Annotated in this window: 18 protein-coding genes; 5 read left to right on the forward strand and 13 right to left on the reverse strand. The window is 66.6% G+C overall.

Translation table 11 applies throughout. The annotated features are described in order from the left end of the window. Positions 1 to 71: 71 nt before the first annotated feature. Positions 72 to 995, forward strand: a complete 924-nt coding sequence (locus QX094_RS03980; protein WP_316183978.1) for a LysR family transcriptional regulator — start codon at positions 72 to 74, stop codon at positions 993 to 995. A gap of 1 nt (position 996) precedes the next feature. On the opposite strand, the gene QX094_RS03985 is transcribed toward QX094_RS03980, so the two are convergent. The 11 genes from QX094_RS03985 to QX094_RS04035 form a co-directional block, all read right to left on the reverse strand. After that, entirely contained in the window at positions 997 to 2,868 is a 1,872-nt protein-coding gene (locus tag QX094_RS03985; protein WP_316183980.1) for a bifunctional sugar phosphate isomerase/epimerase/4-hydroxyphenylpyruvate dioxygenase family protein, read from the reverse strand. Beyond that, positions 2,865 to 3,602 carry an ABC transporter ATP-binding protein gene (locus QX094_RS03990; protein WP_315713377.1) on the reverse strand — a complete coding sequence of 246 codons (738 nt, stop codon included), beginning with the start codon at positions 3,600 to 3,602 and terminating at the stop codon, positions 2,865 to 2,867. The genes QX094_RS03985 and QX094_RS03990 overlap by 4 nt, the downstream gene beginning before the upstream one ends. A 10-nt stretch (positions 3,603 to 3,612) precedes the next feature. Continuing rightward, entirely contained in the window at positions 3,613 to 4,356 is a 744-nt protein-coding gene (locus QX094_RS03995) for an ABC transporter ATP-binding protein (RefSeq protein ID WP_316169793.1), read from the reverse strand. Then, positions 4,353 to 5,351 carry a branched-chain amino acid ABC transporter permease gene (locus QX094_RS04000; RefSeq protein ID WP_316169794.1) on the reverse strand — a complete coding sequence of 333 codons (999 nt, stop codon included), beginning with the start codon at positions 5,349 to 5,351 and terminating at the stop codon, positions 4,353 to 4,355. The genes QX094_RS03995 and QX094_RS04000 overlap by 4 nt, the downstream gene beginning before the upstream one ends. Continuing rightward, positions 5,348 to 6,223 carry a branched-chain amino acid ABC transporter permease gene (locus QX094_RS04005; RefSeq protein ID WP_315752465.1) on the reverse strand — a complete coding sequence of 292 codons (876 nt, stop codon included), beginning with the start codon at positions 6,221 to 6,223 and terminating at the stop codon, positions 5,348 to 5,350. The genes QX094_RS04000 and QX094_RS04005 overlap by 4 nt, the downstream gene beginning before the upstream one ends. 71 nt (positions 6,224 to 6,294) lie before the next feature. Then, the gene (locus tag QX094_RS04010) at positions 6,295 to 7,434 is read right to left on the reverse strand and encodes an ABC transporter substrate-binding protein (RefSeq protein ID WP_315713381.1); all 1,140 of its coding nucleotides are present in this window, start codon (positions 7,432 to 7,434) and stop codon (positions 6,295 to 6,297) included. A gap of 79 nt (positions 7,435 to 7,513) precedes the next feature. Further along, a complete protein-coding gene (locus QX094_RS04015; RefSeq protein ID WP_316183983.1) occupies positions 7,514 to 8,395 on the reverse strand; it encodes a shikimate dehydrogenase in 882 nt (293 codons plus the stop codon). A 121-nt stretch (positions 8,396 to 8,516) separates the two neighbouring features. Then, positions 8,517 to 9,458, reverse strand: coding sequence for a LysR family transcriptional regulator (locus QX094_RS04020; protein ID WP_315713383.1), 942 nt, complete (start codon positions 9,456 to 9,458; stop codon positions 8,517 to 8,519). 31 nt (positions 9,459 to 9,489) lie between these two features. Further along, positions 9,490 to 13,263, reverse strand: coding sequence for an AsmA-like C-terminal region-containing protein (locus tag QX094_RS04025; RefSeq protein ID WP_316187649.1), 3,774 nt, complete (start codon positions 13,261 to 13,263; stop codon positions 9,490 to 9,492). Between the two features lie 168 nt (positions 13,264 to 13,431). Further along, positions 13,432 to 14,664 carry a cytochrome P450 gene (locus tag QX094_RS04030; RefSeq protein ID WP_316183986.1) on the reverse strand — a complete coding sequence of 411 codons (1,233 nt, stop codon included), beginning with the start codon at positions 14,662 to 14,664 and terminating at the stop codon, positions 13,432 to 13,434. Between the two features lie 72 nt (positions 14,665 to 14,736). Beyond that, a complete protein-coding gene (locus QX094_RS04035) occupies positions 14,737 to 16,038 on the reverse strand; it encodes an MFS transporter (RefSeq protein WP_316183987.1) in 1,302 nt (433 codons plus the stop codon). A 672-nt stretch (positions 16,039 to 16,710) separates the two neighbouring features. On the opposite strand from QX094_RS04035, the gene QX094_RS04040 reads away from it, so the two are divergent. Beyond that, positions 16,711 to 18,402 (forward strand): IS1182 family transposase, encoded by a 1,692-nt coding sequence (locus QX094_RS04040; protein WP_316187650.1) that lies wholly within the window; start codon positions 16,711 to 16,713, stop codon positions 18,400 to 18,402. A 112-nt stretch (positions 18,403 to 18,514) separates the two neighbouring features. Here QX094_RS04040 and QX094_RS04045 read toward each other — a convergent pair whose 3' ends face one another. Both QX094_RS04045 and QX094_RS04050 read right to left on the reverse strand, forming a co-directional pair. Continuing rightward, the gene (locus tag QX094_RS04045; protein WP_315825250.1) at positions 18,515 to 19,327 is read right to left on the reverse strand and encodes a class III extradiol ring-cleavage dioxygenase; all 813 of its coding nucleotides are present in this window, start codon (positions 19,325 to 19,327) and stop codon (positions 18,515 to 18,517) included. Positions 19,328 to 19,540: 213 nt separating this feature from the next. Then, on the reverse strand, positions 19,541 to 19,975 hold the full coding sequence (locus tag QX094_RS04050) for a DoxX family protein (RefSeq protein ID WP_315713388.1): 435 nt from the start codon (positions 19,973 to 19,975) through the stop codon (positions 19,541 to 19,543). A 102-nt stretch (positions 19,976 to 20,077) separates the two neighbouring features. Between QX094_RS04050 and QX094_RS04055 the strand changes: the two genes are divergently transcribed. From QX094_RS04055 to QX094_RS04065, 3 genes are all read left to right on the forward strand, one after another. Next, on the forward strand, positions 20,078 to 20,995 hold the full coding sequence (locus QX094_RS04055) for a LysR family transcriptional regulator (protein ID WP_315713389.1): 918 nt from the start codon (positions 20,078 to 20,080) through the stop codon (positions 20,993 to 20,995). A 42-nt stretch (positions 20,996 to 21,037) separates the two neighbouring features. Next, positions 21,038 to 22,741 carry a SulP family inorganic anion transporter gene (locus tag QX094_RS04060; protein ID WP_316169799.1) on the forward strand — a complete coding sequence of 568 codons (1,704 nt, stop codon included), beginning with the start codon at positions 21,038 to 21,040 and terminating at the stop codon, positions 22,739 to 22,741. Between the two features lie 199 nt (positions 22,742 to 22,940). Next, a complete protein-coding gene (locus QX094_RS04065) occupies positions 22,941 to 23,171 on the forward strand; it encodes a hypothetical protein (RefSeq protein ID WP_315713391.1) in 231 nt (76 codons plus the stop codon). Positions 23,172 to 23,184 lie beyond the last annotated feature (13 nt).

Consider the following 23,184-nt stretch of genomic DNA (forward strand, 5'->3'; position numbering starts at 1 on the left):
GGAACAGCCGGAACATAGACGCGCGCCACCTATCCACTATATGGCATATATCGATAACATTATGCTGATTTATGGATAAGTCAGGCATCAGCCTCATCAACATGCGCAGCTTCGTCCGGGTTGCCGAGCGCGGCAGCCTGTCGGCCGTGGCGCGCGAGCTCGGGCTGGGCCAATCCACCATCTCGCGTCACCTTCAGGAATTGGAGGATGCGATCGGCGTGCCGCTGCTCAGCCGCACCACCCGGCGCGTCACCCTGACCGACGAAGGCAGCCGCTATTACGCGAACTGCGTCCAGATCCTCCGCCTGATCGACCAGGCCGGCGACGAGGCACGCGGTGCGCGTGGCGCCGCCGCCGGCACGATCCGGATCTCCTGTACGGCGGCCTTCGGGATCCTGCACATCACGCGGCTGGTCTTCGCGTTCCAGGATCGCTATCCGGACATCGCGATCGATCTCAATTTGACCGACGAGCGCATCGACCTCGTGCGGGAGGGTGTCGACATCGCACTGCGTCTCGCTCCGCTCACCGACAGTTCTCTGAAGCTGCGGCCGCTCGGCTACTCGCACCGGCTTCTTGTCGCCTCGCCGGACTATCTGGAGAAACGCGGCACGCCGCGCACGCCGCAGGAGCTGATCGGGCATGACGGCGTCCGCATGACCAACGTCGCGGGCAGCGAGTCGCTCGTCGTCATGGGACCCGACGGAGAACGCCATGAGGTGCCGTTCAGAGGCTGCTTCCGCACCAATCACGGACTCGCGGTTCGAGAGGCCGTGCTGTCCGGGCGCGGAATCGGCGGGAGCCATGCGTGGCTGGTCGACGACCTCATCGCGGCTGGCAGGCTGACGGTCATCCTGCCCGACCACCGTCTGCCATCGACTCCCCTCAACATGCTGATCGTCCCGGAGCGCGCCGGCATCGCGCGCGTGCGGCTGCTGATCGACTATCTCGCCGAGGAGATCGTCCGGCTGCCCGGCATCCGGCCCGAGCCCTGAGCTAAAGCCGCGGCATCGCGTCCGGCCGCACCTCGCGGGCCTGCGCTGCCAGCCGGATCGCGGCATTGGCCGCACCGAAGCCCTGATAGTTGCGGCGCTGCACGATCTCGAAGAAGAAGCGCTCCTCGAAGATATGGGTGTAGACTTGGAAGAACTCGGCGTCGCCGTCGCGGTCGTACAGGATCTCGTTGGCACGGAGCGCGGCGACCGTGTCGGGCGCAAGATCATACTTGGCTTCGAGATCGTCGTAGTAGTTGTCGGGAATGTCGAGGAAGCCGGCGCCGCGGGCGCGCATCTCGGCCACGGCCGCGAAGATGTCGTCGCAGGAGAACGCGATGTGCTGGACGCCGGAGCCGAAGAACTCGGAGATGAAGCGCGACGACAAGGTGCGCGTCGCCGAGGAGCCGTTGAGGATGAAGCGCAGGCTGCGATCGCCGTTGACGATCGCCTGGCTCTGCACGAGGCCTCTGGGATCGGCGATCTCCATCTGCGGCAGGCGGGAGAAGTCGATCAGCCCGGCATAGAACAGCAGCCAGGACAGCATCTCCTCATGCGGCATCGACTGGGCGATGTGATCGACCGCGACGAGACGGTCGGTGCTCTTGTCGCTGGCGACGGCTTCGAAATCGACGTCCCAGTGACGCCCGTGGGTATCCAGGAAGTACAGCAGGCTGCCGCCGACACCATGGATCGCCGGGATCTCCAGCTCGCCCGGCCCGACCGGCTGGGTGAAGGTGCGCGTCTTCAAGGACTGCGCCCGCGCCATGGCACGAGCGGCACTGTCGACGTCCAGCGCCAACGCGCAGACACCAGCCCCATGCGTGACGTAGTGTGAATGCGCAAAACTGGCCGGCTCGCAGTTGATCACCAACTCGATTGCGCCCTGGGACCAGCGCTGCACCGCCTTGCTGCGATGACGCCCCGTCTTGCGGAAGCCAAGCTGTCCGAACAGTCCCGCCAGAGACTCCGCTTTGTCCTCGCTGACCGCGAACTCGACGAAGCCGATGCCGTGGCTCTTGACCCGAGGCTCGAAGCGCGCGGCCGATGACGCCGGCGTCTTTCCAGCGAGGTCGTCCTGCAACAGCAGCAGCGAGCGCATGCCATCGAGCGCGGTGCGCGGCGCCGAGCCGGCGCGGAACTGATCGTTGAAGATCTCCAGCGACAGCGGCCCGGAATAGCCGGTCGCGGCGACCGCCTCCATGAACGCGCCTACCGGCAGATCGCCCTGCCCCGGAAAACTGCGAAAATGCCGGCTCCAGGACAGCACATCCAGTTCGAGCTTCGGCGCATCGGCAAGCTGCACCAGGAAAATCTTGTCGGCCGGAATCGCGCGGATCGCGTTGGTCGGCAGCGCCGGCGCCAGCGCATGAAAGCTGTCGAGGATGACGCCGATCGCCTTGTGATCGGCGCGGCGGACGATCTCCCAGGCATCGCGATAGTCATGGACGTGGCGGCCCCAGGCCAGCGCCTCGTAGCCGACGCGCAAGCCGCGCTTCGCGGCGCGCTCGCCGAGCTCGTGGAAATCGGCGGCGGCCCGGTCGATGCCGCCGAGCGAGGCCGGCGACACGCTGCTGCAGATCAGCAGCAGATCGGTGCCGAGTTCCTGCATCAGGTCGAACTTGCGCTCGGCGCGGATGAAGTTGCGCGCGCGCTGCGGCTCCGGCATGCCCTCGAAATCGCGGAACGGCTGATAGGCGCAGATCGCAAGTCCGAGGTCGCGGCACATCTGCCCGATCTCGCGCGGCCGCATCCCGAACGCGACGAGATCGTTCTCGAAGATCTCGACCGTATCGAAGCCGGCGGCGGCGATCGCCTTGAGCTTCTCGTCGAGCGCGCCTGAGATGGAGACCGTTGCGATCGAGCGCTGGTTCATGCCGCCGTCTCCTCCATCGCGCCGCCCAGGAACAGCTGGCCGATGCGCGGATCGGCCAGCACGCGGTCGGCCTTGTCGATGATGCGGGTGCGGCCGAGCTCGAGCACGATGCCGTAGTCGGAGATCTCCAGCGCCGAGCGCGCATTCTGCTCGATCAGGAGCACCGAGACGCCGCGGTCGCGCAATTGTTTTAGCATGTCGAAGGTCTGCTGCACCATCAAGGGCGACAGGCCGATGGAGGGCTCGTCGATCAGCACGAGCTGCGGCTCGAGCAGAAGCCCGCGCGCGATTTCGAGCTGCTTCTGCTCGCCGCCTGACAGGGTCGAGGCCTGCCGGTCCGCCTTCCTGCGCAGCACGGGAAAGACGTCGAGCGCCGCCTCGACACGGGCGGCCAGATCGAACTCGCGCGGTGCGGCCACGCCGCCGAGCTCGATATTGTGACGGACCGACAGCTCGCCGAAAATGTTGCGGCCCTGCGGGATGTAGCAGATGCCGGCGCCGAGCAGCGCGCGCTGGCTCAAGCCGGTGACGTCGCGGCCCTTGAAGACCACCTTGCCTTCGCGCAGCTTGAGCAGGCCGAAGATCGCCTTGAACACGGTCGACTTGCCGGCGCCGTTCGGACCGATGACGGTGGTGATCGAGCCCGCCGGCACCGAGAAGGTCGTGCCGTTGAGGATCGTCATCTTGCCGTAGCCGCCGACGAGGTTCTGGACGTCGAGAATGGGATCGCTCATCGCCGTCTCCTCAATGTCCGAGATAGGCTTCGATCACGGCCGGGTTGGCCCTGATCTCGTCGGGCTTGCCGATCGCCAGCACCTTGCCCTCCGCCATCACCATGACGCGCGAGCACAGCGACATCACGAACTCCATGTTGTGCTCGATCACCACGAAGGTGGCGCGGCGTTCGCGGTTGATCGCGATCAGCCGCTCCTTGAGGTCGCCCAGCATGGTCGGGTTGACGCCGCCTGCAGGCTCGTCGAGCAGCACCAGCCGCGGGCCGCCCATGAAGGCCATGGCGGCATCGAGCAGCTTCTGCTGACCATAGGACAAGCCACCGGCCGGCTCGTTGGCGAGATGCTCAAGCTTGAAGAAGCCGATCATCTGATCGGCCGCCTCCGTGAGCCCCGCATCCGACGGGCCGAACAGGCGCGACAGCATGCCGCCGCGATGCTCCTGGCCCGCGAGGATCAGATTGTCGCGCACCGACAGTTTCGGGAACACCTGCAGCAGCTGAAATGTGCGGCTGACGCCGAGGCGGTTCAGCTCGGACGGGCGCTGGCCGGTGACGAGCTTGCCGTCGACCCTGACCTCGCCCGCGCTCGGCACCAGCTGGCCGAGGATGCAGTTGAACAAGGTCGACTTGCCGCAGCCGTTGGGGCCGATGAGACCGAGGATTTCGCCCTCGTGCACGTCGAAGCTGACGCCGTTGACGGCGGTGATTCCGCCGAAGCTCTTCTTGACGTCGCGTACGTCGAGAACTGCGGTCATCGCACGGCCTCCAGCTTGGACTGAGCCGCGGCCCGCAACGCGGACGCCGCCTGGGTTCGCCGTGAGCTGAGATAGCGGTCGAGGATGCCGAGAATGCCGCTCGGCGAATAGATCAGCAGCACGATCACGGCGGCCGCATAGAGCATCAGATAATAGCCTTCCGCGAAGCGCAGCCACTCCGGCAGCAGCACCGCGATCATGGCGCCGAGGAACGGTCCCAGCATGAAGCCGGCCCCGCCGACGATGACCATCATCAGGAGGTCGAGCGAGAGCTGCAGGTTAAACGGTACGGGATCGACATATTGCGTCAGCGGCGCATAGAGCACGCCGGAGATGCCGCCGAGCACCGAGCCGATCGCGAACGCCATCAGCGTATAGCGGCGCGTGTCGATGCCGAGCGATTGCGCCCGGATCGGATTTTCGCGCAGCGCCATGAAGGCGCGGCCCCAGGGCGAGCGGATCAGCCACCACATCGCGAGCGTCACGAGGCCGAGGGAGCCGAGACAGAGATAGTAGAACGGCAGCGGCTTGCGGGTCGGGAAGCCGAAGATGTCGGGACGTGGAATGTTGCTGATGCCGTAGATGCCGTTGGTGAGCCAGCTCTCGTTGCGGAACACCAGGAACGCCAGCGTCGAAAACGCGAGCGTGACGAAGGCGAGATAGTGATGCTGAACGCGCAGCGCCGGATAGCCGAGGAGCCAGCCGACGATGAAGCAGATCACGATGACGAGGCCGAGCGCGGCAATCAGCGGCCAGCCATGCGTGGTCAGGATCGCCGCCCCATAGGCGCCAATGCCGACGAAGGCGCCCTGCGCCAGCGACACCTGCCCGGCGTAGCCAAGCGTAAGGTTCAATCCCATCGCGGCGATGGTCATCACGGCCCACTGGCTCAGGATGTACAGGCCGTAGCGGTTGAAGTTCATCGGGATGATGATCAGACCCGCAATGACCACGACGGCCAGCGCGACGAGAAGCAGTCTGCTGTGCTTGCTCATACCGTACGCTCCTCGGCGCGTCCGAGCAGGCCCTGCGGCCGGAACAGGATGACAAGGATCAGCAGCACCAACGGAACGGCGGCGCGATACTGGGTGGAGACGTAGGCCGCGGCGAGGTTGTCGACGACGCCGATCAGGAGACCGCCGGCGATGGCACCGCGCACCTGGTTGAAGCCGCCAACGATCGCGGCGATGAACGCCGCCTGCCCGAGCACCTCGCCGCTGGAGAACTTCGCGAGATAGATCGGCGTGATCAGCAGCGACGCCAGCGCGACCAGCACGGCATTGATCAGGAAGGTCAGGAGGATCATACGCTCGACGGGCACGCCGATGATGCGCGCCACCGTGGGATTCTGCGCGGCCGCCTGCATCTGATGGCCGAGCGAGGTGCGGTTCAACAGCGTGGTCAATCCGACGACCGCGAGGATCGCGACGGCGAGCACGCCGAGGCTCTGCAGCGAAATCGCCCGGCCCAGGACGGTGACGTCACCGACCGGCACGATCGAAGGGAAAGGCGAGGCCTCGGCGCTGAAGAACTGCTTCACCGCCTCCTTGATCCCGACCGCCAGCGCCATGGTGGCGATCGCCAGCGGCAGCACGCCATGCCGCAGCATCGGATCGACCAGCAGCATCTTGAAGGCGAGACCGAGCAGAAGTGCCGACAACAGGATGCCGACGAGAACCGCGAGCCAGAACGGCGCGCCGAGATGCATCACCGCGAGCATCAGGAAGGCCGGCAGCATCACGAACTCGCCCTGGGCGAAGTTGATGGTCTGCGAGGTCTGCCACAGCAAGGTGAAGCCGACGGCAACGAGCGCGTAGATGGCGCCGGTGGCGAGACCCGCCACGATCAGGTCGAGCAGATTGGACATCGTTTCCCCCTAAGCCTTTGGGTGACGGCGGCACTGGCATCCCCTCCGGCGCCGCCGGTCGACCGTTGTTCTCAGTTGAGCTTCGGCAGCACCTGCTTGACGACCTGCTTGCCTTCGACCACCTCGACCAGGAAGCCCTGGCGATCGATGTCGCCATTCTGGTCGAAGGTGACGTCCATCAGGATGTTCGGCTCGGCCGATGTCTTGATGGTCAGGCCGTGCAGCGTATCGGCAAACGCCTTGGAGTCGACCTTGCCCATCTTCTCGGTCGTGGCCTTGACCATGTAGATGGCGAGATAGCCCTTCAGGCCGTTATGGTCGGGCACGTAGTTGTACTTCTTCACGAAGCGGTCGCGGAACGCCTTGATGGCCTCGACCGGCGCATCGGTGGTGAGGCCGACATGGCCGCGAGCCCCGTTGGCCGCATCACCGGCGAGCTCGATGACCTTCTGGCCGACCAGCGTGGTCTCGCCGATCAGCGGCGCCGTCACGCCCTGGCGCTTGATCTCCTTGAGGATGCGCGCGCTCTCTTCCTCGTTGACATAGATGAAGACGGCATCCGGCGCGGCCGCCTTGATCTTGCTGACGTCGGCGGCGAAGTCGGCCTGGCCGGCTTCGGTCGACAGGTCGGCCGCGACCTTGATGCCGAGGCGGTTGAACTCCTTGGTGATGACGTCGCGTCCGCCGCGGCCGAAGTCGTTGTTGACCCAGACCACCGCCACCGACTTCGCCTTGATCTCGTCGTTGATGTACTTGGCGACCTTCGGCATCGACGATTGCTGGCCGAACGAGGTGCGGAACAGGAACTTGTTGCCGGCCTGCGTCAGCTCGGCCGCCTCGCCGCCCATGATCTGCGTGATGCCGGCTTCGGCCGCCAGCGGCGCCGTCACCTTCACCGATCCGGAATAGCCGGGCCCGAGCAGCACATAGGGCTCGGCGTCGAGCGCCTTCTGCACCTGGGCACGGGCGACGCCGGGGTTCGACTGCGAGTCGGCGTGGCTCACCTCGATCTTGCGGCCGAGAATGCCGCCCTTGGCGTTGATCTCCTCGACCGCGAGGTCGATGCCGTTCTTCCAGTTGGTGCCGACGGTCGCGCCACCGCCGGACAGCTCGGCGACGTTGGCGATCTTGATAGGGGCACCGGACTGCGCGTAGGCGGCTCCGGACAGCAGCACGGCCGAGCACAGTCCGGCCAGGATGATCGATCTCACGTTGTTTCCTCCTCTGCTCTAAACGCTTGTTTGCGTTTCTTGCTTGAACGACTTGTTCCGCCGCGTATTGGCGGTCGGCTCAGGCGGCGTCAACCGCCGGATATCTCTCCGCCATGTGATTGTCGAAGGCCGCCCCCATCGCCTCGGTCGAAGGCACAAGGTCGGTGAACAATTCGAAGGCGTCCGCGGCCTGGTAAATCGCGAGCTCGCGGCCGAGCAGGACCTGAGCGCCCTTGGCCCTGGCGGCTTTCAGCAGCGGAGTCCAGAGCGGAGAATAGACCGCGTCGGCGACCCAGAGGTCGGCACGCAGCAAGTGATCCGGCACCGGCGTACCGCGGTTCGGCAGCATCCCGATCGGTGTGCCGTTGACGACAGCCACCGCTCCCTGAAGCGCGTCTTCGACGCTGTCGACGACAGTCACCGTGGTGCCGGCAGGCAGCAGGCTCGCGAGCTTCGCGGCGCGCGCCCGCTCGGTGTCATAGATCCGCAGCCCAGCGACTGTGAGGTTCGCAAGTGCGAAGGCAATCGCCTTGCCGACTCCGCCGGCCCCGATCAGCGCCACGACGCCGCGATGGCTCTGGCTGACCAGCGGCGCCACCGCGCGCTCGAAGCCGGTGGTATCGGTGTTGTGGCCGATCAGCCGGCCGTCGCGGACGACGACGGTATTCACGGCGCCCATCGCCGCCGCCTTCGGCGCCAGCTCGTCGAGCAGCTCGACCACGGCTTCCTTGTAGGGATAGGTCACGTTGACGCCGGCAAAGCCGAGCCGGCGCACGCCCTCCAGCAGCATCGCCAGTCCGGCACGATCCGCGCCGGCGACCTCGATCAGCTGATAATGGCAGCGCACGCCGAGCGCCGCCGCGGCGTGCTCGTGCATGGCGGGAGAGGCCGAATGCGCGATCGGGGCACCGATCAAGCCGGTCAGGAATTTTCGGGCTTTGAGCGCGGAAAGATCAGGCACGTTCGCTTTTGTCTCTTGCTGCTGTGACGTGCGAGCGCCGCACGCGCGGATTTCGTTGCAGACGATAGCGCGTCCGCTCGCTAACACAATTACTCAAATATCGGCTGAACCTAACATCATGTTATTTTTTGCCGCCACCGGATTTCGCCGGTTTGGCCACCTGACGTCGGCCGGGCTCCAGCGCGCGCATCTCCGCGCGCAAGCAGTCGATGAAGTGTTCGGCATAGAGCGACAGCGGCGTACCGCGCTTGACCGCGATGTAGGTGTCGAACCGCGTCGGCTCGGCGATCTTGATCAACTCAATGCCGGGATAGCCGCCATGCGCGACCGTGAACTGGTCGATCACAGCGATGCCGAGCCCGGCCTTCACCAGCGCGCAGACTGTGGTGCCAAAGCGCGCCTTGATCGAGATATTGTAGCTGAGTTTGTTGCGCGCGAAGATCTCGGCCATGATCCGGCCGTAGGGGTCGTTGGGATCGATGCCGATCAGCGGATAGCGCGTCATCTCGGCAGCCGAGACCTGTTTGCGGCCGGCGAGCTCGTGTCCCGGCGGCACGATGCAGAACAATTCGCCTGAGGCCAGCGGCAGGAATTCGAGCCCGGAATGATCGAGCCGGTAGCTCATCGCCACGCACTCGCCCTTTCCCAGCATCAGATAGTCGATCGCCTCCTCGATCTTGAGGATGTTGATGTCGATGCCCAAATCAGGATAGCGGCGGCGGACGCGCTCGATCGCGCGCGGCACCATCACCTGGGAGATGCTGGGCACCGAGCCGACGCGCAGTTCCGACAGCGCGCCACGGCCGATGTTGGAGATGATGTAGCTGAGATCGTCGACCTTCTCGTAGACGCTGTTGATCTGCTCGAAGATGTTCTGCGCCTCGGGCGTCGGGAAGTAGCGGCCGTTCTGGCGCTGGAAAAAGCGGATGCCGAGCGAGCGCTCGGTGTATTTCACCAGACGGCTGACGCCCGGTGCCGACACCTTCAGCAGGCGCGCGGCGCCGTTGATGGTGCCCGTCACCATGACCGCGCGAATGACCTCGACCTGTCGCAAGGTCATCATCGGCGCGGTCCCCGCACGCCGTCAGCCGGCATCATGGACTGCCCGGCGGCGTCAGCACGACCGGCGGACGCGGCACCGGCCGTGGGCGCGGCGGCAGCGCACCCGGCGCGGGCTTGATCTCGACCGGCGGCGGCAAGGGCGCGACCTGCGGCTGGCTCGATGCCATCGGTGCCGCCGGCTGAGGCGCAGGGGCGGGAGCCGAGAGCGGCGGGGTCAGCGGCGGCACGACGGCGCGCGGACCACCGAGCTTGGTGCGCGGCTCGCGCCGCGGATCACGACCGGGCAGCGGCACGTCGGCCGCGCTCGGTGCCGCCGGGCCAGCCTCGGGTGCACCGGGCAGCGACGCCGTCGACGACGGATAGGCCGGCGGCACCTCGCCGCGCGCGATCGCATCCAGCCGCCGCGTCTCGCGATCGATGGCACGCACCGCCAGCCACGACGACAGCGAGGTGACGTCGACCGCGCGCGTCAGCGCCTCGGACGTCCCGACCACGAACAGCTGGATCTCGGGACGGCTATTGGCATTGCCGACCGTGCTCGTGCTCAGGCTGACGCGAATGTCGGCCTGATCGGCCGGAATGTCGAAGCCACCGGAGACGATGGCACGGGCGCCCTGCGCTTCGAGCGTGGTGGCGCCGACACGCAGCCGGCCATCGCGGATGATGAAGGGGATCTGCGCAGCCGTGACCGGCAACGTCCCCGATGCCAGCACCGGCTCGATCACCTGCCGCAACTTGCCGTCGTCGCTCACCTGGCCTGCGTCGGCCGCGCGCAACGCCGCATCGAACGCCCGCGGGTCGAGATTGGGGAGCGCCGCATTGTCAAGCGTCACCGTGCCATTGCCCGAGAGCGCATTGATCATTGCCTGCACGCTGCGTCCTTCGGCGGCGAGCGTCATCTGCGCCGAAACCTTGCCGGCCGGCATCTTCAGGCTGTGATAGCGTAGCGCGTTGCCGTCAATACCGGCCAACTCGACGCGGCCGTTCAGGACGAGACCATTCGCGTTGGAGCGCGCATCCACGGTCGCGTTGACGTCGCCGCCGCCGAGCTTGCCCTTGAGATTCTCGATGGTCAGCGACTGGCCGTCGCTCTTGATGGCGCCGCCCAGCGGACGCAGATCAGTGCCGTTCAGAATGGCGCCGCTGAGGGCCTGAAACGAGACGCGTCCGCGCCATCCCTTCAAGAGACCGGCGCCCAAAGGCTCGGCCGGCTCACGCCCGGCCCCGCCGATCAGCACCGAGAACACTTGCGGCACGTCGAGCGCGTCCAGCCCGAGTTCGCCGTCGATCTGCTTGTCGTCGTCGAGCACCAGCGCGAGCCGGCCACGCAGCCGCGATCCCCCGACCGTGCTGTCGATGTCGTCGAGCGTCACGCGATTGTTGGAAAGACCAAGACGGCCGAACAGGCGGATGTTCTGCGCCGCCGGATCCTGCGGCTTCAATCCGAACAACGGCGACAGATTGGCGCTGCGCAGGCGCAGATTGACGTTGGCCTTGGCGGTGTCGCCCCAGGGATCGACGGAGCCTTGCGCATCGCCATCGAGACCGGCGCCGGACAGCTTCGCATTCACCCGCAGCGGCGTCCGCCAGCTGCCGGTCACGCTGGCGTCGAACTGGGCCGGACCATTGCCCGCCGCCGCGACGCGATCGAGTCCGAGCAGCGCCAGCACGGCACTGCCCTGCTCCGACGACACCCGGCTCTCGATTCCAAGCTCGGTTCGATCGATCGCATCGAGCTCGAAGCTGCGCAGCGCCGCCGCCGACGGTTTTGCCGTCAGCGTCGCCGAGCCCTTCAGTTGCGGCGCGTCGAGATCGAGCACCGCCTTGGCCTGGCTGCGATCGGCATTGGCCGGATCCTTGGCGAGATCGAGCGTAAGCTTCAGCCGGGCGGCACCGGCAGGCGTGCCGAGCGCATCGAAGCGGGCGGCGATCTGCGGCGCGAGCGGCTGCACCAGCGCAGTGATCTCCTTGAGCGAGCCGGCCATCGAGGTCACCACCAGCCGCCCGGTTGCATCGGCGCGATCGAACCGGCCGGAGCCCTCGCTCGTCACGCCGCTGCTTTGGCCGAACTTGATCTGGTCGATGGCGATGGTCTTGGGATCGTAGGAAAAGCGCGCGGTGAGCGGACGCAGCTCCTGGCCGCTGAGCTTGGCGCGGCCGACGTCCAGCGCCACGCTGGCCTCCGCCGGCCACTCGCCGGTAACGCCGACCAGCGAACGGGTCACGGCCATCGCCGCGTCGAGATCGAGCCGATCGCCCTTCAGCACCGCCTCGAAACGCGAGCCCGGCCCCGCTGGCCGGTTGACGAGGGCGACGCGTCCATCGACGGAGCCGCCGTCGATGTCGGCCTTGAGGCTGTCGATCGCGACCCGCTCCGGCGCCACGTTGAGGTCGCCACGTAGCCGCAGCGGACGCTGGGTGCGATAGCTGCTATCGCCGCGGCCCTGCAGCCAGGCCACCAGCGTGTCGGGCTCCAACGATTCGAGATCAAGCGCGCCGGTGAAGCCCGATGTGACCGAGGTCGAGATGCCGATGGTCCGGAAGGTCAGCCGTGTCGAGCCGGGCGCGCGCAGATCGACCTTTTCGAGGCTCCATGCCGAAGGCTCGTTGTGGAGGTCGGCGGTAAAGTTCTGCACCGGGCGGCCGGAAAGCATGATCTGCTCGGTCGCGAACTGCACGTTGGCCGGCATCGGCAGGGTCGGCAGTTGTGCGATCCAATTGCGCAGCGCCGGCAGCACCAGCGCGGGCGCGATCGCCCGCCGATCCTTGATGTCGTCACCGCCGGCCAGGAGCTTGTCGGCATCGAGCTGGCGTGCGGACAGTGAGGCTTTCAGCACGGGGGCGGCGCCGAAACGGACGTCGCCGCTGCCCGCGAATTTGAGCGAGCGATCCTCCTGGCCGAAGCTGACCTCGATCTGGTCGAGCTTGGCCGACGCCTGGTCGCCGACGATCTTGGTGGCGATGCGCCAAGGCGTCGCGCCGGCCTGGTTCAGCGGACCCGCCTTGGCCTGTTGAGCCTGCTTTGCGGATGACTCCTTCACGGGCTGGGCGGGCTTGTCGTTGTCGGCGCCCTGCTCCTTCGGGGGCGACGACAGCGTCAGCGCGCCCTCGAACTTCGGCGAGCGGTTGGGAAAGCTGATGAGGCCTTCGATGTCGGCCATCACGGGACGCTCGCCCGGGTCGATGTTGAGGTGGACGCGCAGGCCGTTGGAGTCCTTGTCCTGGCTCGACGACACCCGGAACGGGTAGCGGCCGCCGCGGATCGACACCGCGCCGTCGCCGCGCAGCGAACCGGCCAGCGAACGCACGTCGCCGGAGAAGACGATGTCGGTCAGTTCCAGCGTCGAGCGGCTGGCCGCGTCGTGCAGCGCGACACGGCCGGTGAGGTTGAGCCGGTCGATGGCGAGCGCGGCCAGATCGAAGCGGCCGGAGGCTGCCGGCAGGTCGACCTGCCCCTTGGCATCGAGGCCGAGATCGGCCGCCATGCCGCCGATGGTGAGCTCGTTCGCCCGCCACTGCCCACGCATGAGGTCGCCGAGGCTGAATTCGACGTCGAGCTTGTCGGCGCGCAGCTTGCCGAGGTGGTTGGCGCCGCCGAAGGTGACCTGGCGCAGCCGCAGCGTCGGCGTCGGCAACAGCCGTGCGTCCAGCGCACCGGCGACCCGCACGGGCACGCCAATGATCTTGCCCGCCTCGGCCTCGAACTGCGGCCGGAACTGGTTCCAGTCGACGAAGTACGGGCCGATCAGCGCAGCAAGGAGCGCAAGGATGAAGGCAATCGCCAAGCCGAGCAGGGTCGTCTGCACGGGGTCTCCCTCAAAGGACAACGCTCCGGCGTCCCAACCTTAAAACCAATGCGGCCGCGGCCCACTGGCATCGATACCGGAGCGCTGCATCATATAGGATTAAGTATGGCGAAGTCACAGCGCTGTCGGTCTTTCCGGGGCGTTGGACAACTCCGTTGACGAAGATGGTTACCAGTGGGCCGGCAGCCGTTTGAGGCCGCGCAGCACGAAGGTCGGCCGCCAGTCCGGGTTGTCCGGATCGTCCAGCTTCAGCTCCGGCAGCCGCCGCAGCAGGGTTCCGATGGCGATCTCGGCCTCGATCCGGGCAAGCTGCGCGCCCAGGCAATGATGGATGCCGCCGCCGAACGACAGCGGCTTCACGTTTGGCCTGGTGATATCGAGCTGCTCCGGATTGTCCGGATACACCGCGGGATCGCGGTTGGCCGAGCCGAGCAGACACAGCACGCTCTCGCCCGCAGGAATCCGCCGGCCGCCGAGATCCTCGATATCCTCGAGCGCGACCCGCCCGGTGAGCTGCACCGAGGAATCGTAGCGCAGGAATTCCTCGATCGCGTTCGTGATCAGCTCCGGCCGCGCCTTCAAGAGCGCCAGCTGCTCCGGGTTGCGGTGCAGCGCCAGCAGGCCGTTGCCGATCAGGTTGACCGTGGTCTCGTGTCCCGCGCCGAACAGCAGGATGATGTTGGCGGTGAGTTCCTCATGGCTGAGCTTGGCACCATCCTCCTCGGCCTGCAGCAGCTGCGTCGTCAGGTCGTCGCCCGGATGTTTCCGGCGCAGCTCGAACAGGTGCTGGAAATACGCCTTGGACACGGCATTGCCGGCATTGCCCTCGGCGATCTCGGCCTTGGACAGCGGCACCGGCTCGAGCAGGCGGCCGCCCTCGCGCGAGCTCTTGTAGAACGCCTCGCGATGCTCCTCGGGAATCCCAAGCATGTCGCAGATCACGGTGACGGGCAGCTTGAAGGCGAAATCCTCGATCAGATCCATCCGGCCCTGCGGGATCACCTGATCGAGCGTGCGGTCGACGATCTCCTGGATGCGCGGCCGCATGTCCTCGACCCGCCGCGCCGTGAACGCCTTCACGACGAGGCCGCGCAGCCGGGTGTGGTCCGGCGGGTCCTGCTGCAGCATCCAATGCCGCATGCTCTGGAACACCGGCTCCTTCATGATGTCGGGGCCGTAGCGCCGGATCGAACGCGCGACGAAGTCCTTGCCGAAGCGCTTGTCGCGCAGCACCAGGCTCGATTCCGCGTGCCGGCTGGCGAGGAACGCGCCGAACGGCGTCACATGCATCGGATCGTTGTCGCGCAGTTGCGCATAGAAGGGATAGGGGTCGCGGATGAACTCCGGCGACAGCGGATTGAACAGCGGCGCGGCCTTGGCGGCCTGGACATGCTCGTTCATGGGGTTCCTCTCCCTGGATTGGCCGATTAGCTCACGGCCGCGGCGCGATGGCAAGTCGGCCCCGATCACACATCATGCCGCCGCCCCCGCCGTCTTTAACCTGTGCAACTGGCCGGCGACGAGGCGGACCCGGCGGGGGGCCGCGATCCAGATCGCCGCCGCCGAGACGAAGGCGCCGAGGAAGGCGATCACGAAGCCCGGCGTGTAGCTCAGGGTGTAGTCATACAGCACGCCGGTCACCCACGGCCCCGCTGCGCCGCCGCACAGCCCGATCAACATCAGCGTTCCGAAGATGCTGCCGAAATGCGCCCCCTGGAATATTTCCAGCGCGACCGCGCCCATCACCGAGGTCAGGCCGTAGCCCAGCGCGCCCTGCGTCGCCACCATGACGTAGATCAGCACCAGCGACGGCGCGGCCTTGAGCGCGATCAGCGCGGCGAAGCAGATCGCGAAGCCGAGACAGCCCAATCCCCACACCGCCTCGCGCCCCAGGCGGTCCGACAGATGGCCGAGCGCGATCTGGCCGGGAATCCCGAGCAGGCTGACGGCCCCGAGCGCCCACACCGCGACGCTCGAGCTGAAGCCGATCTCGAGCAGGTATTTCGTCTGGTGCACCTGCACCGCGTACCAGACATAGAGCCCGAAGAAATAGCCCAGCGCGAGCCACCAGAACCGGCCCGTGCGCAACGCGCGCGACAACGTCCAGTCGGTGCCGGCCCAGGCGGCGTCGACGACGTTGGAGACCGGCTTGGCCGCGTGGGCGAGCGGCGCGGCGTCGCCGTCGGGGCGCAGGCCGATCTCCTCCGGCTTCTTGCGCAGCAAGAAATTGATCGGCGCCAGCACAACCAGCACGACGATGCCCATCGCGGTGCAGGCCGTGCGCCAGTTGGTCTGCGCGATCATGTGCTGCACCCACGGCAACAGCGTCATCGAGCCGACGCCGACGCCGGCGAAGGCGATGCCGATCGCCAGCCCGCGGCGGCGAATGAACCAGTTCGGCAGGAACAAGGACTGGCCGGAATAGCCAAGGCAGACGCTGCCGGCGCCGACCATCACGCCGATGGTGAGGTACAGATGCCAGGGCTGCGTGGTCAGCGGCGCGAGCAGGAGACCGCCGGCCATCAGCACGACGCCGAGCTCCATTACGGCCCGCGGGCCGGTGCGATCCATCAGCCGTCCGATCAGCGGACTGACGATTCCGGAGGCAACGAAGCCGAACGAGAACGCGCCGGCGGTGACGCCGCGGTCCCAGCCGAATTCGGCGAGAACAGGCGGATAGAACAGCGAGAACGCGGTGCGCGCATTGACGCCGACGGCCATCGTCACGAAAGTCACGGCGACGATGACCCAGCCATAATAGAACGGCAGGCGCATTGTTGTTTCACTCCCTGGTGCATCCTTCGCATCATCTGCATGCGGAGGGGTCAAGGATTTTCTACGCCGCGCCATCCCGTGTCAGTTACCTCCGAGGTCATGTGTGCGGCGCACCTTTGGGAACACTGGCCTCTCCTCCGTCATGGCGAGCGCAGCGAAGCAATCCAGGGCTGTGGACGGGACTCTCGATTGCTTCGCTGTGCTCGCAATGACGACGCTGAGATATCTCGCGCTCATCGAACAGACCGACGCGCGTCTGCAATTCCGCGGCATGACATGCCCGGGCTGTGCAACGTCCGTTCACCCTCATCGAACAGGAGGGCGCAGGGAAGGCCGGGCGCTGGCCGCGCCCGTGGCCCGCCTGCTCAAAAAAATGCAGGCGGCAGGTACCACAGGTTCAGCCGAGATCGCCCGGCCCTCCCTGCGCGATGGGCTTCACGCTTATATGCAGGCTTCCTGGCGCTCGGCTTGTTGGCCGCCATGCGCGACAACGCGTTTCACGCGTTGCGCGGTGATACCAGCGTCGAGGTATCAGAACCCTGCAACTTCACGTCCGCAAGAGCTTCGTTCGTCCGCACATCGAAAGGACATGCTGCGAGTTCTCGCGGCCACCGCTCCCCGCCTCGCGTGTCGTGACGATCGCGCGCAACGCCCCTGCGCAAGTGAGGCGGGATGCGCGAGAGGATCGCGGTGATTTGCCCGACGAGGCTGGGCAAGAACTCAGTGTTCACGGTAAGATTTGGAGGCATGACGAATCGGCCGTTCAAGAGCGGCGAGAGCCGCGATCAAGAGAGCCTGCTTCCGCCTCGGATTGAGGATTATGTCGGGCCGGACAATCCGGTTCGTGCGATTGACAGCTACGTCAACGCCCTCGATCTTGCCAAGCTTGGCTTCCGCCACGCCAAGCGGAGGGGATTGGGTGTCGGGCAGCCGCCGTACGATCCGGCGGACCTGCTGAAGCTTTATCTCTATGGTTATCTGAACCAGATCAGATCGTCGCGCCGGCTCGAGCGTGAAGCCGGCCGCAATCTGGAGCTGATCTGGCTGTTGAGGAACCTGAAGCCCGGCTATCGGACGATTGCGAACTTCCGCAAGGAGAACTGGGCTGCCTTGAAGGCGGCGAACCGTAGCTTCGTCCTGTTGCTGCAGGAGATCGGGCTGATCGGCGGGACCCTGGTCGCGGTCGATGGCGCGCTGTTCCACGGCAATGCCAGCAAGGACAGCATCTTCACGCGCGGGAAGCTCGCCAAACAGATCGCCAAGCTCGATGAGGAGATCGAGGCGTACGGCAAGTCTCTCGACACCAACGACGCGACGGAAGCCAAGCGGCCCGGCGACGGCAAGGATGACAACAAGGATGGAGGCGATGTCGGGGACAAGATCAAGGAGCTGATGGCCAAGCGTGAACGCGCACAGTCCGATCTGGAGAACCTGGACAAAGGCGACAAGGGACAGGTGTCGAAGACCGATCCCGATGCGCGGCTGCTGAGCAAGGGCGACCAGACGATCGCAGGCTACAATGTCCAGAGCGTCGTCGACGACAAGCATAAGCTGATCATCGCCAGCGAGGTCGTCAATCGCAGCGATACAGGACACCTTCATATGATGGCGAAGGCGGCCAAGGAGGGCCTCCAGGTCGAGGCGCTGCAGATACTGGCGGATGTCGGCTATTACAACAGCGGGGATCTCAAGGCTTGCGAGGATGACGGCATCACCGCCTATGTCCCGCTGCATCACGGCAATGGCAAGAAGCACGGTCGCTTCACGCGAGGTGACTTCACCTACAATTCCGCAACCGACACCTATCAGTGTCCCGCAGGCCAAGCGCTGCATCCAACGAAGAAGCTCTGGAAGAATACGAGCGGCAGGATGGAACGCCGCTACCTGGCCTCCGTAGCGACTTGCGGCATCTGCCTCCTCAAGGCGTCTTGTCTCTCTGCGAAGGCAAAAAGCCGCAGCGTCTCTCGATGGGAGCACGAAGAGGTGCTGGATCGTCACCGCCAGAGGATGGCGAGCGAACAGGCCGGCCGATTGATGCGCCGCCGCTCAGCCATCGTCGAGCACCCGTTCGGCACGCTCAAGTGCCGCGCCGGCTATCAGCACTTCCTTGTCCGCGGCTTCGACAAGGTTCGCGGGGAATGGAGCCTGATGGCGCTCTCCTACAACCTCACCCGCGTCCTCAACATTCTCGGTTTCGACGACTTCCTCGCCCGCATCGCCGAATGGGCTCTTGCAGCTCTACATGCCACTTCTGGCAAGGCAAGGGGCGCATGGGAGGCGATTTCGTTTGCCCTCATCCGGTTCTGGACCATGATGCAGTCATGGCTCGAAATTGCACCGCGCCGAGCCCTCTCAGCCCCCTAATTCGGATTCTTGCCCAGCCTCGACGACGCAAGCGAAATGACTGCGACAAAGTAACCCGTCGGGCAAAATGGGCCCGACGGGCAGATGCAGATCGAACTAACAAGTCAGCGGCTCACGCCGCAGCCTTCGCCTCGTCTGCGCCATGGAACGCATACACGTCCATGCGCAGCACGCCGTAATTGGCGCTGTTGTGCAGGCGCTCCACGCGGGCGCCCTCGCCAGCGGCGCCGAGCGCGGCGAACAGCGGCAGGAAGTGCTCGTCGGTCGGATGGTTGTCGCGCGCGTGCGGGGCGAGACGGCGGTAGTCGACGAGATCGTCGACGCGACCCTCGATCGCGGCCTGGTGCACCCAGTCGGCGAAGTCGACCACCCAGGACGGCGCGGGATCGTCGATGTCGAGCCGGCGCTTGCGGAACTCGCCGAGATTGTGGGTGAAGCTGCCGCTGCCGATGATCAGCACGCCCTCCTCGCGCAGCGGCGCCAGCGCACGGCCGAGCGCGAGATGATGCGCAGGGCCCTGCTCGGTCTGGATCGAGAGCTGCAGCACCGGAATGTCGGCCTGCGGGTACATCAGGAGCAGCGGCACCCAGGCGCCGTGATCGAGGCCGCGCTCGCGGTCGATGCCGACCGGCAGGCCGGCCGCCTGCAACCGCGCCGCGACGGCCTGCGCGAGATCGGGCGCCCCCGGCGCGGGATAGCGCAACTGATAGAGCTCACGGGGAAAGCCGTAGAAGTCGTAGATGGTCTCGTTGGTGGCCACCGCATTGACGGCGGGGATGTCGGTCTCCCAATGCGCCGAGATCACCAGGATCGCCTTCGGCCGCGGCAGGCTGCCGCCGAGGCCGACGAGGAAGTCACGGGCGGCCGAATCCGTGAGCGGCAGCATCGGCGAGCCGTGCGACAGGAAGATGCTGGGCAGGGTCATGTCATGGCTCCTCGTGCAATGGATATCTCAGGTGGCGCCCCAAACCACAACTGTCGTCCCTGCGAACGCAGGGACCCATACCGCGTGATCGACGGTCGAGGCAGGCTGAGCGTCGCCCCTCGTGCTCGACTCAGATTTGCCTGTGGTCATGGGTCTCCGCGTTCGCGGGGACGACGGGGTTTCGGCGACCGCTGTCGGCCCCCTACGCCAGCGTCAATGCGCGCTGCGCAACTGCCCGCCGGCAAGGCCGCTGCGAAGGCTGCCCAGCGCATAGGCGCCGTCGCCGAGCAGGGCCTGGATCACCAGGGTGACGGCCCAGAACGCCGGATACTCCCAGCCGCCCTTCGGATTGTTGAAGAAGAACCCGGCAGAGCCATGCACGGTGAAGATGGCGCCGAGCAGGATCGGCACGGCGGCGAGCGCGACCCAGCGGGTGGCGATGCCGAGGATCAGGGCAATGCCGGCCAGGATCTCGGCGGCGATCACGAGATAGGCCAGCTCGGGCGGCAGGCCGATGCTGCCGAAGAACTTTGCGGTGCCGGCCGGGCTGAAGACGAACAGCTTGAGGCTGGCATGGGCCAGGAACAGCCCGCCAAGAGTGAGGCGGAGCAGGAGCGCGGCATAAGGCGCAGTACGGGAATCGATCATCGGGACCTCCGTGGGGACTTCCCGCCATATGGATCATTTCCCCTCAGACGATAATCCGCTACAATGGAAAATCAGTTCACACTCCAAGAGTGAGATGATCCAGTGTTGGACCGGCTGACCGGACTGGAGGTGCTCTCGAAGGTGGCCGGCTGCGGAAGCCTGTCGGGCGCGGCCCGCCTGCTCGGCATGTCGCCGACCATGGTGACAAAACACCTCGCGGCGCTGGAGACGCGACTCGGCACCAAGCTGTTTCACCGCACCACGCGCCGGCTGACCATCACCGAGGCCGGACGCCGCTATCTCGACCTTGCCGAGCGCGTGCTCGGCGACTTCGAGGCGGCCGAGAGCGCGATCGCGGCCGACCGCGTCGAGCCGCGCGGGCTGTTGCGCCTCAATGTCCCGCTCGCCTTCGGCACGCGCCAGATCGCGCCGCTGCTCGCCGGCTTCGCCGCGCTCTATCCCGGCGTCAGCGTCGAGCTCGGCCTCAACGACCGGCTGGTCGACCTGATCGAGGAAGGCTGGGATCTCGCGATCCGCATCGGCACGCTCAAGGACTCCAGCCTGGTGGCGCGGCGGCTGGCGCCGTGCCGGATGATGGTGTGCGCCGCGCCGTCCTATCTCGCCGTGCATGGGACACCGCGCACCACGGCCGATCTCGCCGGTCACAACTGCCTCGGCTATACGCTGGCGGCGGCCGGCCCGTCGCGCTGGCGCATGGGCGGCAAAGCCGCGGTCGATGTCACGGTGAGCGGCAATCTGCGCGCCAACAATGGCGATGCGCTGCTCGCGGCGGCGTTGGCCGGACAGGGCGTGATCTACCAGCCGACCTTCATCGTCGGCGACGACATCCGCGCGGGCCGGCTGGTGCCGCTGACGCTCGACGCGCCGCCGTCGGACCTGCTGGCGGTGCACGCCGTCTATCTGCCGGACCGCACGCCATCGGCCAAGGTGCGCGCCTTCATCGACCACCTCGCCGCGGCGTTCGCGCCGGAGCCGCCCTGGGATCGCGATCTTGCGTGAGCGGACGAACACATCGACCGTGATGCGCTTGGAGACATCGACATGATCGAGCAACCACGCCACGACGGCAACCATCATTGGCCGATGCTCCGCTCGCTGCGAGGCTGGCGGATCAGCGCCCTGCCCGCCGATCTCGCCGCCGGATTGACGCTGGCGGCGATCGCGATCCCCGAGCAGATGGCGACCGCCAAGCTCGGCGGCTTCACGCCCGAGACCGGCTTCTTCGCCTTCATGGCGGGATCGCTGGGGTTCGCGCTGTTCGGCGCCAACCGCTTCCTGTCCTGCGGCGCCGATTCCACGATCACGCCGATCTTCGCCGGCGGCCTGGCGCTGCTCGCGGCCAGCGGCACGCTTGAATACGGCAGCCTCGCTGCGGCGCTGGCGCTGCTGGTCGGAGTCATGCTGGTGCTGGCCGGCGGCTTCAGGCTCGGCGGCATCGCCAACCTGCTGTCGGTGCCGGTCACCGTGGGCTTCCTGGCCGGCATCGCCGTTCACATCATCGTCTCGCAATTGCCGGGCGTGCTCGGCCTGCCGTCACCGAGCGGGCCAACGCTGGCGCGGATCGCCACCCTCGCGGGCGAACTCGGCAAGGCCAACGGGTACACGATGCTCATCGGCTTCGGCGTGCTCGCGACCATCACGGTCTGCGAGCGGATCAGCGCCCGCATTCCCGGCGCGCTGATCGCGCTTACGGCCTCGACCTTGTTCGTGCTCTCGGCCGGGCTGCGGGGACGCGGCGTGCCCGTCATCGGCGAGATCGCCGGCACGGTGCCGATGCCGTCCGTGCCGCTGATCGGGCCGGAACAATGGGCGAAGCTGGTTCCGCTCGCCTTCCTGATCGCGGTCGTGGTGATGGTGCAGACGTCGGCGACGACGCGCTCGTTCCCTTCCGATCCCGACCGCGCGGCCGACGTCGACCGCGACTTCCTCGGCGCCGGTGCCGGCAGCCTGCTGGCCGGATTGTTCGGCGCGTTTCCGGTCAATGCGAGTCCACCGCGCACCGGCATCGTGGTCGAGACCGGCGGCCGGTCGCAGGTCGCGGGCCTGCTCGCCGCTGGGATCGTGCTGCTGCTCGTGCTGTTCGGAGCCCGGCTGCTTGCGAACGTCCCGGAGGCAGCGCTCGGCGGCGTGCTGCTGTTCGTCGCGCTGCGCATCATCCGCGTCGCGCAGATCACAAGCGTCTATCGTGCGTCGAAGGGCGAGTTCCTGCTCATCCTGGCCACCGCGGTGGCCATCGTCGCACTGCCGATCGAGCAGGGCGTCGCGCTCGGCATCGCGCTGTCGCTGCTGCACGGCATCTGGAGCACGACGCGCGCCCACCTCATCGCCTTCCAGCGCGTGCCGGACACGACGATCTGGTGGCCGGCACATCCGCAGATCAAGGGCGAGGAACTGTCCGACATCGCCGTGGTCGGCTTCCAGGCCCCGCTCAGCTTCCTCAATGCAGCGACGTTCCGCGCCGACATGCAGCGCCTGCTGCGCAGCCGCAAGCCGCGGCTGGTGGTGTTCGAGGCCAGCGCCATCGTCGAGATCGATTTCACCGCCGCGCAGACCCTGCGCGACGTGATCCATATCTGCAACGAGGCCGGTATCGTGTTCGCGGTGGCGCGGCTGGAGTCGCTGCGGGCCCAGGCGGCCTTCGAACGGTTCGGCCTGTACGATGTGCTGCCCCGGGAGCGCGTGTTCCACAGCGTCGATCACGCGCTGCGGAAGCTGCGCAGCAGTGCCTCGGATGTGCACGCTTGAGGGAATGGCGGCACGAGCGCCGCCGTGGTCGACGACGACCCCGGCGGCAGGCGGACGCTTGCGCTCTGCGCAGTGACCTCGTGATACAAACCGTTACACGTTGCGGCGACGGTCGACATATGCCCGCTAAATTCATCGGCGAGACAACCGCCTCACGAGGCCCGGCGCGTCGGCCGCGGCGAGAGAGGAATCATCGATCATGCACAAGCTGCTTCCGCTGCTGTTGATAGTCATCTCCAGCACGACCGCCCAGGCTCAGGACAGGAGCGCCATGCGCCAGGCCTGCGGCGACGATGTGCGTACGCTCTGTACTGGAATCATGCCGGGCGGCGGCCGCATCAAGCAATGCATGATCGAGAAGTTCGACAAGCTCTCCGACGGTTGCAGGACGGCGTTGAAGGACGCAAAGGCGCAGCAAGGCGGAAAATGATGCCGCCTGCGAC

Origin of the sequence: Bradyrhizobium sp. SZCCHNS1050, from assembly GCF_032484785.1 — a bacterium.
Taxonomy (GTDB): domain Bacteria; phylum Pseudomonadota; class Alphaproteobacteria; order Rhizobiales; family Xanthobacteraceae; genus Bradyrhizobium.

Bases quoted from the DNA above. Each gene is read 5' to 3' on its own strand.
- QX094_RS03980 (WP_316183978.1), top strand. From the start codon at position 72: ATGGATAAGTCAGGCATCAGCCTCATCAACATGCGCAGCTTCGTCCGG.
- QX094_RS03985 (WP_316183980.1), bottom strand. From the start codon at position 2,868: ATGAACCAGCGCTCGATCGCAACGGTCTCCATCTCAGGCGCGCTCGAC.
- QX094_RS03990 (WP_315713377.1), bottom strand. From the start codon at position 3,602: ATGAGCGATCCCATTCTCGACGTCCAGAACCTCGTCGGCGGCTACGGC.
- QX094_RS03995 (WP_316169793.1), bottom strand. From the start codon at position 4,356: ATGACCGCAGTTCTCGACGTACGCGACGTCAAGAAGAGCTTCGGCGGA.
- QX094_RS04000 (WP_316169794.1), bottom strand. From the start codon at position 5,351: ATGAGCAAGCACAGCAGACTGCTTCTCGTCGCGCTGGCCGTCGTGGTC.
- QX094_RS04005 (WP_315752465.1), bottom strand. From the start codon at position 6,223: ATGTCCAATCTGCTCGACCTGATCGTGGCGGGTCTCGCCACCGGCGCC.
- QX094_RS04020 (WP_315713383.1), bottom strand. From the start codon at position 9,458: ATGATGACCTTGCGACAGGTCGAGGTCATTCGCGCGGTCATGGTGACG.
- QX094_RS04030 (WP_316183986.1), bottom strand. From the start codon at position 14,664: ATGAACGAGCATGTCCAGGCCGCCAAGGCCGCGCCGCTGTTCAATCCG.
- QX094_RS04035 (WP_316183987.1), bottom strand. From the start codon at position 16,038: ATGCGCCTGCCGTTCTATTATGGCTGGGTCATCGTCGCCGTGACTTTC.
- QX094_RS04040 (WP_316187650.1), top strand. From the start codon at position 16,711: ATGCGCGAGAGGATCGCGGTGATTTGCCCGACGAGGCTGGGCAAGAAC.
- QX094_RS04045 (WP_315825250.1), bottom strand. From the start codon at position 19,327: ATGACCCTGCCCAGCATCTTCCTGTCGCACGGCTCGCCGATGCTGCCG.
- QX094_RS04050 (WP_315713388.1), bottom strand. From the start codon at position 19,975: ATGATCGATTCCCGTACTGCGCCTTATGCCGCGCTCCTGCTCCGCCTC.
- QX094_RS04060 (WP_316169799.1), top strand. From the start codon at position 21,038: ATGATCGAGCAACCACGCCACGACGGCAACCATCATTGGCCGATGCTC.
- QX094_RS04065 (WP_315713391.1), top strand. From the start codon at position 22,941: ATGCACAAGCTGCTTCCGCTGCTGTTGATAGTCATCTCCAGCACGACC.